14 protein-coding genes and 1 other RNA gene are annotated in these 16,843 nt (G+C 58.6%); 14 read left to right on the top strand and 1 reads right to left on the bottom strand.

Annotated elements, in window-relative coordinates; all coding sequences use genetic code 11:
• Window positions 1-352: 352 nt before the first annotated feature.
• From BLS30_RS08395 to rnpB, 3 genes are all read left to right on the top strand, one after another.
• Window positions 353-1,060 carry a TerB family tellurite resistance protein gene (locus BLS30_RS08395; protein WP_046479545.1) on the top strand — a complete coding sequence of 236 codons (708 nt, stop codon included), beginning with the start codon at window positions 353-355 and terminating at the stop codon, window positions 1,058-1,060.
• On the top strand, window positions 1,053-1,835 hold the full coding sequence (locus BLS30_RS08390; protein WP_244464965.1) for an N-acetylmuramoyl-L-alanine amidase: 783 nt from the start codon (window positions 1,053-1,055) through the stop codon (window positions 1,833-1,835). The genes BLS30_RS08395 and BLS30_RS08390 overlap by 8 nt, the downstream gene beginning before the upstream one ends.
• 34 nt (window positions 1,836-1,869) lie before the next feature.
• An RNA gene (gene rnpB, locus BLS30_RS08385) (RNase P RNA component class A) lies at window positions 1,870-2,298 on the top strand.
• A 36-nt stretch (window positions 2,299-2,334) separates the two neighbouring features.
• Here rnpB and BLS30_RS08380 read toward each other — a convergent pair.
• Window positions 2,335-3,123, bottom strand: coding sequence for an alpha/beta fold hydrolase (locus tag BLS30_RS08380; protein ID WP_160298736.1), 789 nt, complete (start codon window positions 3,121-3,123; stop codon window positions 2,335-2,337).
• A gap of 552 nt (window positions 3,124-3,675) precedes the next feature.
• Between BLS30_RS08380 and BLS30_RS08375 the strand changes: the two genes are divergently transcribed.
• The 11 genes from BLS30_RS08375 to murC all read left to right on the top strand — a co-directional run bounded on the left by BLS30_RS08375 (window position 3,676) and on the right by murC (window position 16,841).
• Window positions 3,676-4,164: a division/cell wall cluster transcriptional repressor MraZ gene (locus BLS30_RS08375; RefSeq protein WP_046479546.1), complete on the top strand. Its 489-nt coding sequence runs from the start codon at window positions 3,676-3,678 to the stop codon at window positions 4,162-4,164.
• Window positions 4,161-5,231, top strand: a complete 1,071-nt coding sequence (gene rsmH, locus BLS30_RS08370; protein WP_046479547.1) for a 16S rRNA (cytosine(1402)-N(4))-methyltransferase RsmH — start codon at window positions 4,161-4,163, stop codon at window positions 5,229-5,231. The genes BLS30_RS08375 and rsmH overlap by 4 nt, the downstream gene beginning before the upstream one ends.
• A 25-nt stretch (window positions 5,232-5,256) precedes the next feature.
• The gene (locus BLS30_RS08365; RefSeq protein WP_210184021.1) at window positions 5,257-5,571 is read left to right on the top strand and encodes a cell division protein FtsL; all 315 of its coding nucleotides are present in this window, start codon (window positions 5,257-5,259) and stop codon (window positions 5,569-5,571) included.
• Window positions 5,568-7,256: a peptidoglycan D,D-transpeptidase FtsI family protein gene (locus tag BLS30_RS08360; protein ID WP_090228020.1), complete on the top strand. Its 1,689-nt coding sequence runs from the start codon at window positions 5,568-5,570 to the stop codon at window positions 7,254-7,256. The genes BLS30_RS08365 and BLS30_RS08360 overlap by 4 nt, the downstream gene beginning before the upstream one ends.
• 131 nt (window positions 7,257-7,387) lie before the next feature.
• Window positions 7,388-8,881 (top strand): UDP-N-acetylmuramoyl-L-alanyl-D-glutamate--2,6-diaminopimelate ligase, encoded by a 1,494-nt coding sequence (locus tag BLS30_RS08355; protein ID WP_090228017.1) that lies wholly within the window; start codon window positions 7,388-7,390, stop codon window positions 8,879-8,881.
• A complete protein-coding gene (locus tag BLS30_RS08350; protein ID WP_244512395.1) occupies window positions 8,847-10,331 on the top strand; it encodes a UDP-N-acetylmuramoyl-tripeptide--D-alanyl-D-alanine ligase in 1,485 nt (494 codons plus the stop codon). Before BLS30_RS08355 ends, BLS30_RS08350 begins: the two co-directional genes overlap by 35 nt.
• 52 nt (window positions 10,332-10,383) lie before the next feature.
• On the top strand, window positions 10,384-11,466 hold the full coding sequence (gene mraY / locus BLS30_RS08345) for a phospho-N-acetylmuramoyl-pentapeptide-transferase (protein WP_046479550.1): 1,083 nt from the start codon (window positions 10,384-10,386) through the stop codon (window positions 11,464-11,466).
• 36 nt (window positions 11,467-11,502) lie between these two features.
• Entirely contained in the window at window positions 11,503-12,978 is a 1,476-nt protein-coding gene (gene murD / locus BLS30_RS08340) for a UDP-N-acetylmuramoyl-L-alanine--D-glutamate ligase (RefSeq protein ID WP_090228011.1), read from the top strand.
• On the top strand, window positions 12,975-14,159 hold the full coding sequence (locus tag BLS30_RS08335) for an FtsW/RodA/SpoVE family cell cycle protein (protein WP_046479552.1): 1,185 nt from the start codon (window positions 12,975-12,977) through the stop codon (window positions 14,157-14,159). Before murD ends, BLS30_RS08335 begins: the two co-directional genes overlap by 4 nt.
• Complete coding sequence (gene murG / locus BLS30_RS08330) at window positions 14,159-15,283, top strand: undecaprenyldiphospho-muramoylpentapeptide beta-N-acetylglucosaminyltransferase (RefSeq protein WP_090228009.1); 1,125 nt, start codon at window positions 14,159-14,161, stop codon at window positions 15,281-15,283. The genes BLS30_RS08335 and murG overlap by 1 nt, the downstream gene beginning before the upstream one ends.
• 127 nt (window positions 15,284-15,410) lie before the next feature.
• Window positions 15,411-16,841 carry a UDP-N-acetylmuramate--L-alanine ligase gene (gene murC / locus BLS30_RS08325; protein ID WP_046479554.1) on the top strand — a complete coding sequence of 477 codons (1,431 nt, stop codon included), beginning with the start codon at window positions 15,411-15,413 and terminating at the stop codon, window positions 16,839-16,841.
• Window positions 16,842-16,843 lie beyond the last annotated feature (2 nt).

Here is a 16,843-nt window from a genome sequence, read left to right as displayed (position 1 = left end):
AGTCAACGTTGAGGGGGCGCCTTGATGGTCGTGAATTGAGTGATCTCCCCTTTTGGGGTGCTCAAATCTGAGGCTGGAAATTGGGCGCGAGCATTCAGAGTCCAGATCGCTACAACCGCCGCAAAGGCTACTGCCAGAAAAAGCCCCTTCATCATTACCCTCCACTCAACGCACGCTTGGAAGACAAGCTTGCGCTGAACCCTTAATAATTCCTAACCGGCATGGTGATTGTTGAAGACGATCACGGTCAAATCACGAAGAGCGAAATTGTGACATAAAGCTTCACATCCATTTGTTCTGAGGGAAACATGTTCACTTTGAGGGCATTGGGAAAACGGGTTATCAACAGGCAATGAACTGGAGTACGTTGATTGGTGGTGGCCGGACAGGCTGGCTACGCGGTCTTTGGGCAGGGCTGCGGGCCCGCGTTGATTCCTGGTTGACGCCCGCCACTGGCGGCAAGCAAGTTGCCTTCACGATCGCTCTCGTCGGGCTTGCTGCGAAAATGGCAAAGGCGGATGGGGTGGCGGTCAGCGTAGAGTCGCAGGCCTTTGAGCGCTGTTTTTATGTGCCGCCGGAAGAGCGGCGCAACGTGATGCGGGTGTTTGAGCTGGCGTCGCGCGACGTCGCTGGATATGACGCCTATGCGGAACGGATCGCGCATATGCTCGCCGACGACCGAGCACTTCTTCGGGATGTGTTCGAATGTCTTTTCAATATCGCTGCTGCCGACGGTGTTCTGCACAAGGCGGAGGAGCAGTTCCTGCGTACTGTGGCGGAGAAGTTCTCCTTCAGCGAACGTGAGTATCTGGCTATCCGGAGCCTGTTTGTACGTGATGAGCAGTCGCCCTATAGCGTGCTCGGTGTCGCGCCGGATGTTTCCGACGAGGATTTGAAGGCGCGTTACAGAGCGCTTGTGCGCGAGACGCATCCCGACAAGCTCGCTTCCGAGGGTGTACCTCAGGAATTTCTTGTTCTTGCAGACCGCAAGTTGGCCGCCATCAATGCTGCCTACGATTCGATCGTAAAGGCACGCGAGCTGGAGGCGGCGTGTGAGTGAATTGCGCCTTGCGGATTGCGATAGTCCGCTTGTTACCTGTATCCATCCTTCACCGAACTTCGAGGCGCGCCGCCATGGGGTGCGCGCCTCGATCCTGCTGATGCATTATACGGGGCTCGCGTCATGTCCGCGGGCAATCGATTGGCTCTCGCGGCCTGAGAGCAAAGTGTCCTGTCACTACGTCATCGATACCGACGGGACGGTCTGGCAGATGGTGGCGGAGTCGCAACGGGCCTGGCATGCAGGCGTCGGCTCATGGCAGGGCGATTGCGATATTAATTCGGCGTCGATCGGCATTGAGATCCACAATCCCGGACATGACGGCGGCTATCCAGAGTTTCCCGAAGCGCAGATGCGTGCGGTCGAGGCGCTTTCGGCCGACATCATTGGGCGCAATGGCATTCCGCCGGAACGGGTGTTGGCGCATTCGGATATTGCGCCGGGACGGAAGATTGACCCCGGCGAAAAGTTCGATTGGGCGCGATTGGCGCGTGCTGGAATTGGTCATTGGGTCGATCCGGAGCCTGTCGGGCCCGTTTTGGAGGCCGTCTCTAACCCTGCGCACGCGGATCGTATTGCCCAGGCGCAGACGCTTCTTAGACGCTACGGGTATGGGATCGAGGTTACGGGCGAGAGCGACAAGCAATCCCGAACGGTCGTAGCTGCATTTCAACGTCATTTTCGACAGGAACGTGTCGATGGGCTGGTCGACGTATCGACATTTATTACTTTACAGCGCCTGATCGCAGCGCTCGGCGAGCCGATTGTGTCTTGACGTTGCCGCGTCACGGTCCCTTATGTGATTTCTGCCAGTCGGCTGGACGGCCGCTGTTCCGGCATGGGCTTTGTGGCCCGTCAAAATGTCGGAATGGAGGAAAGTCCGGGCTCCATGGAAACACGGTGGCGGCTAACGGCCGCCGGGGGTGACCCCAGGGAAAGTGCCACAGAAAGCAAACCGCCGCTGCTCGCTTTGCGAGGTACGGTAAGGGTGAAAGGGTGCGGTAAGAGCGCACCGCGCGGCTGGTAACAGTCGCGGCATGGTAAACCCCACCGGGAGCAAGGCCAAATAGGGGCGACCGGAGATGTGTGGCGCGCAAGCGACGTGCGATCTCAGGCCCGTTTTCAGGTTCGTCGCCCGGGTTGGCTGCTTGAGGCGTCTGGTGACAGACGTCCCAGATGAATGGTCGTCGCGGAGGGTGACCTCCAGACAGAACCCGGCTTACAGGCCGACTGGCAGAATTATCTTCACCTCTTGATAAGCTATTCGGGCCGCCTCAATAGAGAAAGCGGCGCATCAGGTTCCATACGGCGCGGGGGCGATCATGTTGCGGGGCATGGCTGCAGCCGTTCAGTACCTGCAGTTTCGCGTTGGGCAGGGCCTTGGCGAGATGTTTGCCTGTTGCGAGCGGGACGGTCGTATCTCCATCGCACCAGATGATCAAAGTGCGCTGTTTTATTGTGGGGTAGCGTGCGGTTAGTCGTTTGAGGTCTCGAGGGACTATTTGACGGGCTGTCGTGATCAGAGCGTGCCGGGCTGCGGGATCATAAAAGGGTTCCGCATACGCGCTGATATCATCCATGCTTATGTGCTGTGCTTCGGTCGCGTCGAGCGAGAGCCAGATGGAGAGTTCTGGCGGTATGAGCGTTAGCGCTGCGTAAGGCAACACCGGTGTTTGCATGAAGCGGACAAACTCAGTCGATGGCTGATTGTAGGCCGGTGCGCTCATGAGGATGAGATCGCGAATGCGGCCGGGGTCTTTCCGGTTGAATTCCAGCGTGACCATCAAAGCGACTGCGCCGCCGAAGGAATGCCCGATAAGCGTGACATCACGCAGGCCGCGTTTGCGAATGAAGGCGCTCACCAATGCGGCGTGGTCATGGATGGAATAGGCATTATTGTAAGGTTTTTGCGAGCGGCCAAAGCCCTTCAAGTCGATGGCAATGACGCGATGCTTTTGTGCAAGGCTCGGAATGAGATTGCGCCACGTGTAGGTGGATGCACCGAGGCCGTGTAACAGCAGCAGCGGACGACCTTTGCCATACTCCTCGGCGTATAGGGCCACCTGTTCTTGCCCGGGCACCGATAGCGCGACCATATATCGTCGCGGGCCGGCGGACGCATCCGGCGCCGTCCATAGCATTCCAGCGCAAATAATTATGCACACCAACCTCACGAGGGTGCTCCCCGTGAACCGGCGCCCCATCGTAGTCGGCATTCCCAACCCCAACGCCACGCAACAGCCTTTCCCTGTCCCATTGCGATTTACGCGAGGAATTCATGCCAAGCCCTTAACGGCTGCAGCATTCTTGCGGTTGCCGTGAACAGTGTGCGGCTTTTCTGCGACGCTCAGGTTGAAAGCGCGATAGCCCGCTTTGGCCCGTGTAAATTGCTTAAGAAACCATTGACACCCATAAAATTCCATGTGATCCCATATATGCCCGTCCGCACCGGGCAAGGGCCGTGGCAGGGCGCGTACCTTGAGAGAGGGCCAAGGCACTCGCGACCGCCACGGTCTCCGGCCGGTGCGCGGGTCATCAAGCGGGCCGGTGACGGGCATGTGAGGTGGCTTCAGGAGTTTAAGTGATGCGTCGAGGTTGAGGTCGGCAATCAGGGGATGGACCGTTTTGTCTCGACATTCGTCAATAAGATCGACAGCAAGGGACGGGTCTCGATTCCTGCTCCCTTCCGCGCAGTACTTGAACGTGACGGCTACGCCGGCGGCATCTACTGTTATCCTTCACTTGATGCTCCGGCACTCGATGCAGGCGGCGAGAGACTTGCGAAGAAGATCGATGGTCTGCTCGCGGATCTGCCGGACTATTCAGATGAGCGGGACGAGCTATCTGTCGCGCTTTACGGCGACGTCCAGGTTCTCTCGATCGACGGGGACGGACGCATCGTCCTTCCTGAGGGGCTTAGGGCGCACGCGGGCCTCACGAGCCACGTCGCCTTTGTCGGTCTTGGCGAGAAGTTTCAAATGTGGGAACCGGGCCAATTCGAAGAGCGGCGCAATCGCGCCCGCGCAAAAGTTAGAGAAACTCGCAAGCTATTCGGGCGCAAGCCAGGGGCAGACGACGGCGGGGACGAGGGAGCACGGGAATGACGCCGCGACGCGGGTCGGACCAGCGGGGAAAGGGCGATCCAAATCGGGATCGGCACATTCCCGTGCTTCTCTCGGAAGTCCTCGAGGCTCTTCAGCCTAAGAGCGGCGAGCGCTACATCGACGCCACCTTTGGGGCCGGCGGCTATACTTCAGCAATTCTGGACGCGGCCGATTGCCAAGTGTTGGCGTTCGACCGCGATCCTTCCGCGGTAGCGGCCGGAGCTGATCTGGTGGCTTCTCGCGGCGGAGCCTTGGAGCTTCGCCTGGCACCGTTTGGCCAGCTTCTCGATTGGGCAGAAGATCCGGAGACACAAGATCGCTTCGTGGGCCAGTTCGACGGGGTGGTTTTTGATCTCGGCGTTTCGTCCATGCAGCTCGATGAAGCCGAGCGCGGCTTTTCTTTCCAATCAGAAGGTCCTCTCGACATGCGCATGTTTAGCGCGCCGGGCGAGGGCCTCGCGGAAGAAGGGTTGTCAGCGGCGGATGTCGTCAACACGTTCGATGAAGCGCGCATTGCGGACATTCTCTTTCAATACGGAGAAGAGAGGCGCTCCCGGGCAATCGCGCGGGCAATTGTTGCGCGGCGGGTGCAGGAGCCGTTCACGCGCACCCTCGATCTGGCAGATGTGGTTGCGAAGGTTTTGGGGGGCGGTAAGCCCGATGGCCGGCACCCCGCAACGCGCACGTTTCAGGCACTGAGAATTTTTGTGAACGATGAACTGGGGCAGCTCCTGAGGGGGCTCTTCGGAGCTGAACGCTTGCTCAAACCGGGCGGCAGGCTCGTGTTGGTAACCTTTCATTCCCTGGAAGACCGGATCGTTAAACGATTTTTAGCATCACGTGGCGGCAGGTCCGGCCAGGGCTCGCGGCACATTCCGCAAAGTTCAATCGAATTGCGCGCTCCGAGTTTTCGAATTGTTAACCCTCGGCCGTTAACCTCTTCTAAAGGTGAAACGCAGGTCAATCCGCGTGCCAGATCGGCGCGTTTGAGGGCGGGCGTGCGGACAGCGGCTGAGCCGTGGGAAATCGAGTTTGCCGATCTCGGCGTTCCGGGGCTCGCCAAGTAGCGTTTGTAACGGCGAGGGTACCGCCATGCGTATTTTGATGATTGGCGCAGCGGCGCTTATGCTGATTAGCGCCTTCCGTTTGTATGCCATCAATTACGATACGCGCGATTTTGCCGAGCAGGTTCAGGCGCAAGAGCGGCGTCTCGAGAAGATCCGGCAAGACATTGCAATTCTCAAAGCCGACCGGGCACTCGCAGCAAGACCCGAGGTTATCGGGCCGGCAGCGCGCGCTATGGGGCTCGCACCGGCACGCGAAGACCAATTCACGGAGCCTGACGTTGAGAGCCATTTGGCAGCGCTGCCAAATGAGACGCGGGAGGCTGCAGGGTCATCGCGATGACGAGCGGGATCATCATCACGCCCGGCTTGCCGGACCGTGCTCTTGCCGCGAACGCGAAGAGAGACCGTGTAAGTGAGGCGTATCTAGTGCGGATTCGCGCTGTCGCGGCCATCGCGGGCGTCATGCTGGCTTTTGCACTCGTCGCTGGTCAACTCGTTCGTCTGGCGATCCTGGGACAGGGCGAGGTTTCTGTCTCAATGAGCCAGCCAATGGCGATTGCCTTTGCGCGGCCTGACATTGTCGATCGCAATGGTCAATTGCTGGCCAGCGATCTCATTATGCCTTCATTGTTCGCTGATCCGGCTCTGGTGGTCGATAAGGACGAACTGGCGGAAAAGCTTGGGCATGTTTTGCCAGGACTTAATCAGGCAGAACTGCGCAAAAGCCTTGCGGATCGCGACAAGCGCTTCGTTTGGATACGGCGAGGAACCTCCACGCGGCAAGCGGAGGCTATTCACAATCTGGGTCTGCCGGGCATCGAATTCAGGAATGAGCTCAAGCGCGCTTATCCGAGCGGAACGCTTGCGGGGCATGTGCTTGGCTATGTCGATATCGACAATAAAGGCATTGCCGGAATTGAACGTTTTCTAGACGAAAATGGACAGGTCGATCCCGTTCATACGCCCAACCTCTCGAACCGGCCGCCGGTGCAGCTATCCCTTGATATTGGCGTTCAACACGCGGTTGAGGAGGAACTCGCTGCGGCAATGGCAACGTATGAAGCGCGGGCTGCCGTTGGACTGGTGATGGATGCCAAAAGTGGGGAGATCCTGGCGGCAGCCTCGCTGCCCGGTGTCGATCCGCTCGTTCCATCGCTGGAGCGTGAAACGATGGATCGTCTGAGTGGTGGTACTTTCGAACTTGGATCTATATTCAAGATGTTCACGGTGGCGATGGCGATGGACTCGGGAAAGTTCACGCTGGATACGCCCGTTGACGTCCGTAAGCCGCTGAGTGTTGGTGGTTTTACGATTACGGATAGTCATCCTATTGGACGAATCCTAAGTGTTGCCGAGGTGTTCCGGCGGTCATCGAATGTGGGGGCTGGTATGCTGGCGCTTGATCTTGGCGCCGGGCGGCAAAAGGAATTCTTCCAGCGCATTGGTCTTACAGGTGCGATGAAAACGGAGGCTGGAAGTGTCGCGGATGTCCAGTTGCCCGAGCGTTGGGAAGCTGTAGAGACCGTCACTCGCTCCTATGGTCATGGGATTGCGGTTACGCCTCTACAGTTTGCGGCGGCAGCTGCTTCTCTCGTCAATGGTGGCAAACGCATTCAGCCGACCTATCTGCGCCGTCCGACTGGGAGCGAAAGCGATGGGGAACGCGTAATTTCCGAAGAAACAAGTAGACAATTCAATGCGTTGATGCGCAGTAACGTGACGGAAAGGGATGGGACCGGGCGGCGCGCCAACGTGCCTGGTTTGGAAGTTGGAGGTAAGACGGGGACCGCGGAGCTACCGGGCAAGGGCGGTTATAAGGAGAAGTCGGTAATCTCTTCTTTCTTCGCTGCTTTTCCGATGAGCAATCCGAAATACGTGACGTTGGTCTCCTTGTTCGAGCCGCAGCCAATAAAGGAGACGTCCATGCAGATTACTGCCGGACGGAACGCTGCTCCGGTCACGGCCAAGATCATTGCCCGGATTGCGCCGCAGCTTGACGTCATGTCGCGCTCAGAAACGCCCTAAAATGATGTTTTGAAGTATCGTGGCGCGTTTGACGCCTCAGGCGCGCCACAATAAGAGATTGATTGCCGCCGTAAACCGGTCGCTTGTCGAGAGCGGCTCGAAGCGCCCCAACGGGTTTTTGATCGACGCTGATGCAGCTCTCCCATCTTCTCGAACCTGAAATTTCCGTGTCGCCTGGCGCGAAAGAGATCTTTATTCGCGGATTGAGCCTGGATAGCCGGACGGTTTCTCCGGGCTTTCTGTTCGCGGCGTTGCCCGGTGCGCGTGCCGATGGCGCGCAGTTTGTCGGCAAGGCGGTGGAAGCGGGGGCGGCTGCGGTTCTTGTCGGGACTGGAGCGGATGTCGGTGAGTTGAGTGTGCCGGTCCTCCGCACGGATAACCCGCGGCGTACCCTTGCGAGGATAGCAGCGCGGTTCTATGGCGCGCAGCCAGATGTGGCCGTCGCGGTTACAGGAACCAGCGGCAAAACCTCCGTTGTGGAATTCACGCGCCAGATTTTTGCGTCGCAAGGCCTCAAGGCAGCGTCGCTGGGCACGATTGGCCTCGTGAAGCCGGATGGTGGTGTTTATGGGTCTTTGACGACGCCAGACCCTCTAAGCCTGCATCAAAGCCTCGCGGGGCTTGCGGACGAGGGCGTCACGCATATCGCCTTCGAGGCGTCTTCGCATGGTCTTGATCAGCATCGCCTCGATGGTGTGAAGCTGACTGCCGCTGCGTTCACAAATCTGGGGCGGGATCATCTCGATTATCACACTGATACCGAAGCTTATTTCGCAGCCAAGATGCGTCTTTTCACAGAGCTTTTGGCCAAGGGGCAGCCTGTCGTCATCAATATGGATGGCGCCCGTAGCGGCGACGTTCGCGATGTTGCGCGTGCATGCGGGCTCGATGTGCGTACGGTTGGCCGCGAGGGGGAGACGATCCGTTTGCTTGAGGCGATCCCGGAGGGATTTGCGCAACGTCTCCATCTGGCTGTTGGTGGTGACGAGGTTTCGATTTGGTTGCCTCTGGTCGGTGGTTATCAGGTCGAGAATGCCTTGGTGGCGGCGGGGCTTGCGGCTGCGACAGGTCTCGACATTAAGGCTTGCGCACAGGCGCTTGAGGGTTTGACGGGTGTGAAAGGGCGCCTCGACATCGTGGGTGAAGTCCGAGGTGGTTTGGTGGTCGTTGACTATGCGCACAAGCCAGAGGCCCTTGCAGCGGCGCTCGATGGGGTGCGACCCATGGCTGCCGGTCGTGTGGTATGTGTTTTCGGTTGCGGTGGGGACCGGGATGCTGGAAAGCGGCCCATCATGGGGGCGATTGCAGCGGAGAAGGCTGATGTTGTGATCGTGACAGACGACAACCCGCGTAGTGAATCGGCAGCGGCCATCCGTGCTGCTGTGCTCGTAGGCGTCGGGACCTCATCAAGCGCGATCGTCTGGGAGATCGGGGATCGCCGCGAGGCCATCGAGGCGGCCATCACGGATCTTGGACGCGGCGATATTGTCGTGATTGCGGGCAAGGGTCACGAAACCGGCCAGATCATCGGTGATTGCGTTCTGCCGTTCTCTGATCATGACGTCGCGGAGGGGGCGATCGAAAACAATTTTGGCGAAATCAGAAGGGTACCGCGTGGAAGTTGATGTGCGAAACGAGCGCGGGCCGCTTTGGGATTGGGACGCGCTGGTCTTGGCCGCGGGCGGCGAACTTGACGGTACGCCCGAGAAGGACGTCTTTGGTTTTTCGTTGGATAGCCGGGAAATTTCACCGGGTGATGTTTTCGTTGCGCTGAAAGACAAGCGCGATGGCCATGACTTTGTCTCCAAGGCCTTTGCAGCTGGAGCTGCTGGGGCAATTGTCGAGACGCAGTATCAGCGCAAAGCGGGCGACGGTCCGCTGATCCGGGTCGCTGACACGTTGGTGGCACTGGAGAATATCGGTCGTGCGGCTCGTTCACGGCTAGCTCCGGAAGCGCGCGTTGTCGCGGTGACGGGTAGTTCCGGCAAGACGACCACCAAGGATATGTTGCGCGCTGCGTTCGGCCGGCTCGGTGTTACTCATGCCGGCGATAAGTCATTCAATAATCATTGGGGGGTGCCGTTGACCCTGGCGCGAATGCCTGCAGATACCCGTTTTGGGGTGTTCGAGATCGGCATGAGCCATGGGGGTGAAATCACGCCGCTGACTAAGTTGGTGCGGCCTCATGTTGCGATTGTTCTGAATGTGCTTTCGGCGCATCTGGGTAACTTCGCGAGCGAAGAGGAAATCGCAGACGCGAAGGGAGAAATCTTCGCCGGGCTTGAACCTGATGGCGTTGCTATCCTCAATCAAGATAATCTGCATTTCGAGCGGCTGCGTACACGGGCTCAGTCCAGCGCCAGCCGAATCCTGACATTTGGGGATGCTGAGGGGGAGCCCGATGCGGCGCTGATTGATTGCGGGCGGCGAGCGCGTGATGGCATGGAAGGACAGAGGATCCTCGCGGAGTTTCCGTCGAGCGATACCGTGACTTATCAGATTGCGCTCGCCGGTCGGCATATAGCAGAGAACTCGCTCGCCGCCCTTCTTGCGGTGGATGCCGTGGGTGGAGATGTCGCGTCGGCTGCGAAGGGACTGGCGGAGCTTCCGGCTCTGCATGGTCGTGGTGAGCGAACGCTTCTTTCCCTCTCCAGAGGAAACATCCTGCTGATTGATGAGAGCTACAACGCGAACCCGGCTTCTATGGCCGCGGCTATAACGACGGCAGGGCAAGCGCGCAGCGATGAGCACGGCCGGCTGGTTCTGGTGTTGGGCGATATGCTGGAACTAGGTGATAAAGCCGAAGAATTGCACCGAGGCCTGAAGGAGATCATTGACGCGGCTAAGGCTGATCTGGTTTTTGCGTGCGGATCGAACATGGCAGCTCTGTATTACGATCTGCCTGCAGATATGCAGGGCCAGTGGGCGGCGACGTCGGACGGATTGCGGGAGCCTTTGCTGGAGACCTTGCATTCTGGCGACATCGTGATGGTGAAAGGGTCCAACGGGTCGGCGATGGTTCCTCTCGTGGGGGCGCTGAAGCAGCACTATGCCACTGTGGCAGACGGCGTGTGACAGATAGGTAGGACTGAATACGGAATGAAGCGGGCAGGGATGTGAGGCCGGGATGCTCTATGAACTGGTGAACTTCTCGGACAATATCGGTCCGCTCAACGTCTTTCGTTACATCACATTCCGAACCGGTGGGGCGATCTTCACCGCGTTGGTCTTTGTGATGTTGTTCGGGCCCGGCATCATTGACATGCTGCGCGTCAAACAGGGCAAGGGTCAGCCGATCCGAGAAGATGGTCCGCAAAGCCACCTTGCCAAACGTGGTACGCCGACCATGGGCGGCCTGATGATCCTTTCGGGGGTGCTGGTATCCACCTTATTGTGGGCGAACCTGCAGAATGGCTACGTCTGGATCGTGCTCGGAGTGACGATGGCTTTCGGCGCCATCGGCTTTTATGACGACTATCTCAAGGTCACCAAGCAAACGGCATCCGGCTTTTCGGGGCGGGTCCGGCTCGGTGCGGAATTGCTCGTCGCGGCTGTTGCGGCCTATGCCTTTACTCAGATCGCCGCGCCTGAGTTCGCTACGAGCCTTGCGGTGCCGTTCTTTAAAAACGTGCTCGTTGAGTTGGGGCCGTTCTTTATTTTGCTCGGCGTGCTGGTCATCGCGGGAGCTGGCAACGCTGTCAATCTCACCGATGGCCTTGATGGTCTCGCCATCGTGCCGGTGATGATCGCTGCCGCGACGTTCGGTTTGATCGCTTACCTTTCGGGCAACGCGAAGTTCGCCGGCTATCTCCAGATCCATTTCATCAATGGTACGGGTGAGCTCGCAATTATCTGCGGGGCGTTGATCGGGGCGGGCCTTGGGTTCTTGTGGTTCAATGCCCCGCCAGCAATGATCTTCATGGGGGACACCGGCTCTTTGGCTCTCGGGGGCGCGCTGGGGTCGATCGCGGTTATCACCAAGCATGAAATCGTTCTGGCTATCGTCGGCGGGTTGTTCGTCTTGGAAACACTGTCGGTGATTATCCAGGTGGCTTCGTTCAAGATGACCGGCAAGCGCGTGTTCCGAATGGCCCCACTGCATCACCACTACGAGCAGAAGGGCTGGAAGGAATCGACGGTGGTCGTTCGCTTCTGGATTATTTCTGTTGTTCTGGCCTTGATCGGGCTCGCGACGCTGAAATTGCGCTAACCCAGGGTTCCAGCGGAAATCGGATAAAATACGCTTATGATTCGCGCGATGACGTTTGCGGGCAAGACGGTTGCCGTCTTCGGGCTGGGCGGTTCGGGCGTGGCGGCTGCGCAGTCGCTGGTTGCGGGCGGCGCTGACGTCGCGGTCTGGGACGATGGCGTTGCTGCGCGCGAGGCGGCGGCAGCTTCGGGCTTCAAGGTTGTCGATCTTTCCTCAGCTGACTGGACAACATTTGCAGCGCTCATTCTGGCGCCGGGCGTACCTCTGACACATCCGGAGCCGCATTGGACCGTCGTGAAGGCACGCGAAGCGGGTGTTGAGGTCATCGGCGATGTTGAATTGTTCTGCCGCGCGCGTGCGATGGTTGCGCCGAAATCTGCTTTTATCGCGATCACCGGCACGAACGGAAAATCGACGACAACGGCTCTCATCGCACATCTGCTTCGCGAACTTGGTTTCGACACTCAGATGGGCGGCAATATCGGTAAGGCGATCCTCACGTTAGAGCCGCCCGCGCAGGATCGTGTGTACGTCGTTGAAATGTCATCTTATCAAATTGATCTGACACCCTCGGTTCATCCGAGCGTTGGTGTGCTCCTGAACGTGACGCCGGATCATCTCGATCGCCATGGAACGATAGAGCACTACGCCAGCGTTAAGGAGCGCCTGGTCTCCGCAGCTGACGCCGCTGTCGTCGCGATTGACGACAAATGGACGGGGCAGGTGGCAGCGCGTCTGGAAGACAGCGGCCGGCTTTATCCGATCACCGTAGGTCGGGGGGCGGTTCTGGTGCCCAGGCTCTACGCCATTGGCTCAAGCCTTTTTGTGCACGAGAAATCAGGTTCCTACGCCACCAGCGAGGAGGTGGTGCAGCTCGATGGCATCCCGTCATTGCGGGGCGCACACAATGTGCAAAATGCGCTGGCCGCTTTGGGGGCATTGCGGGCTCTGCAGGAACTGGCGGATCGAGGTGAGGTCGAACTCACCGTGAATGGGGTTCCGCACCGGATCTGGGATATCGAGAGAATCGCTCAAGCGCTGAAGAGTTTTCCAGGTCTTGCGCATCGCATGGAGCAGGTCGGACAGACGGACCAGGTTCTTTTCATCAACGATTCCAAAGCGACCAATGCTGACTCGACAGATAAGGCGTTGGCGTCGTTTCAAGGTGATATCTATTGGATTGCCGGGGGACGCGCAAAAAGCGGGGGAATTACGTCGCTCGCGCCGCATTTCGGGCGAATTAGACGCGCCTATCTGATTGGTGAAGCAGAGGACGCGTTCGCTCAGACTTTGGAGGGGCAGGTCGATTACGTCCGTTGTGGTTCTCTGGAAGCGGCCGTGACGGCGGCGGCCCATGATGCTGGGCTTGAGCGTGGGTGTGAGACGGTTGTCCTGTTTTCACCGGCGTGTGCGTCTTTTGATCAGTTCCGGAACTTCGAGGAACGCGGAGATGCCTTTCGCAGGATCGTCGAGATGCTACCAGGGGTGAGCAAAAGCCGAGGAACGGTATGAGCTTCTCGCGGGCAGACCGAAGCAAGCTTGCCGCGTGGTGGTTTACTGTCGACCGGGTGCTCTTGTCAGCGATTCTCGCGTTGATGTTGATTGGGTTGATGCTGTCTCTGGCGGCTAGTCCGGCTGTTGCGATCAAGAAGAACCTGCCAACGTTCTACTTTTTCAATCGTCATCTCATTTTTTCGGCAGCCGGGCTCGGGATCATCCTGTTTCTGTCTTTTCTTAAACCAGAGACCATACGGCGACTGGCCGTCGCTCTCCTGTTCATCTCGTTTTGTACGTTGGTGTGGGTCTATTTTCAAAGTCCGCTTATCAACGGAGCGCGTCGATGGCTATTCGTCGGTGGTTTCTCGATGCAGCCGTCAGAAATCGCTAAGCCCGCTTTCGTTGTCGTGTCCGGATGGCTGCTGGCAGAAGCGCACAAACGTTCGGATATGCCGGCGTTACCATTGGCGATTGTGCTGCTGGTTATCCTCGCAGGGCTGCTGATGCTGCAGCCTGATTTCGGGCAAACTCTCTTGATCGGTCTGGTCTGGGGGCTGATGTACCTGCTGGCTGGGCTTCCGGCGATTGGCGCGGGAGTGCTCGCTGGCGTTGGTCTCGCGGTTGCAGCTAGCGGATATGTATTATTTGACCACGTGCGTGTGCGTATCGAACGTTTTCTTGCACCGTCGCCCGAGGAGAATTCTCAGCTGGCGCGTGCAATGCAGTCCTTCACGGAAGGCGGGTTCTTTGGTCGCGGACCGGGTGAAGGGACAATCAAGACAAAGTTCCCAGATGCACACACTGATTTCATTTTTTCGGTTGTTGCCGAGGAGTACGGAGTGCTCGCGTGTCTTGCCCTACTCGCTTTGTTCGGCTTCATCGTTATCAAGGCGCTTTCGGTTGCTGGACGGGAGCCGCGGGGCGGGGATCGGTTGGCCATCCAAGGACTGGCGCTGATGTTTGGCTTGCAGGCCTTGATCAATATGGGTGTAAACGCGGGAATGCTGCCGGCGAAAGGTATGACGCTGCCTTTCATTTCGTCGGGAGGCTCTTCTATCCTTGCGATTTCCGTCACCCTGGGCATGTTGCTGGCGCTAACGCGGCGACGGGCCGATCCGGCACGCTTGACGATGCCCAAGGTCGTTGCGCGCGTGGAGGGGTTTGATATGGGCAACGAGAGGCGGAGAGAAGCGTAATGGCTCAGGAGCTACGCGTGCTGTTAGCCGCCGGAGGAACCGGGGGGCATTTGTTTCCGGCTTATGCGCTGGCCCAGGAATTAGGCCGCCGGAACATCGTTGTCGATCTCGTGACCGATATGAGGGGGGATCGCTACGGCACCGATTTCCCTGCGCGGTCTATTCATCAGATTTCGTCCGCAACGTTGGTGAGCAAGGCGCCGACCGAAATTGCCCGGACAGGCTGGATGCTGTCGAAAGGCATAGGTTCAGCGCTCAAGCTGCTTGGGGAGATCTCGCCGGACGTTGTAGTTGGCTTTGGCGGTTATCCGGCGTTCCCACCTCTTGTGGCGGCGAAACTGCGCGGCGTTCGTACGATGGTGCACGAGCAGAACGCTGTTTTAGGGCGGGCCAACCGACTCCTCGCGCGCCGTGTCGACATTGTCGCGACGTCGTTTGAGCGTGTGAAATATATCGATGAGCGCAACGCGGACAAAGTCCGGCTGACGGGTAATCCCGTGCGCGATCAAGTTCTTCAGGCTGCCGAGCGCCCTTACTGGGCGCTGATGGCCGGTGACGTGATTCAGGTTTTGATATTCGGTGGTTCGCAGGGTGCGCGTTATTTCTCCGATGTACTTCCATCTGCTCTGGCGTTGTTGCCTCAGGAACTGCGAGTACGGTTGTCCGTTGTGCAGCAGGCGCGTGAGGAAGATGTCGACCGGGTTCGCGCTGCGTATCAGGAGAGCGGAATTGCTGCGGAGGTTGCCAGTTTTTTTGGGGCTTTGCCTGATCTTATGGCACGATCGCACCTTGTGATCGCCCGGGCCGGTGCCTCTACTGTCGCCGAAGTGACCGTCATCGGCCGTCCCTCGATTCTGGTCCCCTTGCCGCATGCCGTCGACAACGACCAGTTGTACAATGCGACACGGTTGGTTGAGGCGGGGGCTTCCTGGTGTTTCGAGCAGGATAAGTTGACGCCTGAGATTTGGGCCCGAGAAATTGGTACGTTGATTGCTTCGCCGACCCATCTTGTTCAGGCGGCGAATGCGGCCAAAGAGCTTGGACGGCCGGACGCCGTTGCCAGGTTGGCGGACGTGGTCGAGGAATTGGCCGCACATCGCGAAAATCTGGCGCATGGGGCGTGATAGGAAATAATTCGGCCGGATTGCGGTGCAATCTGCACCGGGATTTGCCAGCGGATCAGAAGTATTTCATGAGAGTCTGAAACGCAGGGGGCGCGATTCGGATCATACTGAGGGGAAAGTCAAAGACATGCAGATGCCCCGTGAGTTCGGGACTTTTCATATTATCGGCATTGGCGGCATCGGGATGAGCGCCATCGCCGAAATTCTGGTCGCCATGGGCTATTCGGTCCAGGGTAGCGATCAGAAAGATAGTCCGAACGTCAAACGTTTGCGGGACAAAGGCGTCCGGGTCTTTATCGGCCATGATGCGATCAATCTCGTCGGCGCCAAGAACGTCGTTATCTCTAGCGCTGTCAAAGCTGGTAATCCGGAATTGGAAGCGGCGCGCGCCAAGGGACTGACGATTATCAGGCGCGCTGAGATGCTCGCTGAGCTTATGCGGCTCTATTCGACGGTGTCGGTGACGGGCACGCACGGAAAAACGTCCACGACGTCGCTCATCGCGCACATCTTTGCGGAGACTGGGCTTGATCCGACGGTCATCACCGGGGGTATCGTCAACAACTGGGGGTCGAACGCCCGGCTCGGTAGTGGGCCCTGGATGATCGTGGAGGCTGACGAGTCAGACGGTACGTTCACGCGACTGCCGAGCCAGATTGGCGTCATTACGAATATCGACCCGGAACATCTAGACTTTTTCGGCAGCGTTGAAGCCATGCACGCGGCCTATGAGACGTTTATACGGCAAGTGCCGTTCTACGGACTGCTTGTTGCATGCGTCGACCATGGGGTTGTCGCCGACATGCTGAGGCGTCTCAATTTGCAGCACGATGGGCGACCTATCGTTACGTACGGGTGCGGCGAGGATGCCGATGCGCGGATGTTGACGCTTGCCAGTGATGGTCATTCCAGCGTGTTCGATGTTGCTTTCAATGCGCGCGTACCGGGTGGTGCGCGAACGCTTAAAGGTCTTCGGGTTCCGGCACCCGGACGTCACAACGCGCTCAACGCACTGGCTTCGATTGTGGTCGCTGCGGCGGCAGGTGCGAGCGACGATGAAATTCGTGCCGCTCTGCTAACCTTCGCGGGCGTTAAACGGCGGTTTCAGTTCATGGGCGAATGGAACGGTGTCTCGATCTTTGATGACTACGGACACCATCCGGCGGAAATCGCGGCTGTTCTGGAAGCAGCGCGCGCTGGAGCGCGAGGACGGGTCATCGCGGTCGTCGAGCCGCACCGTTATACGCGGGTCCGCGACCTGTTCGATGACTTCTGTGGCTGCTTTTACAACGCTGATACGGTGGTGGTCGCGCCGCTCTATACGGCGGGCGAAGCTCCAATCGACGGGATCAACCAGCACACGTTGGCGGAAGGTATCCGTAGCCGGGGGCATAAGGCCGTTCTGGCTATTGATTCGCCCAGAGAGCTTGTGCCGATGATCCAGCGCAACGGGCGCGCCGGAGACATGGTGGTTTGTCTGGGTGCGGGGAATTCGACTGAGTGGGCCAATGCCTTGCCTGACTGGCTGGGTGAGGCGCCGCGTTTGGCTGGAGAGTAATC

The sequence above is a fragment of the Filomicrobium insigne genome (genome assembly GCF_900104305.1).
Classification (GTDB): Bacteria; Pseudomonadota; Alphaproteobacteria; order Rhizobiales; family Hyphomicrobiaceae; genus Filomicrobium; species Filomicrobium insigne.
This window is presented reverse-complemented; position numbering and strand designations above follow the sequence as displayed.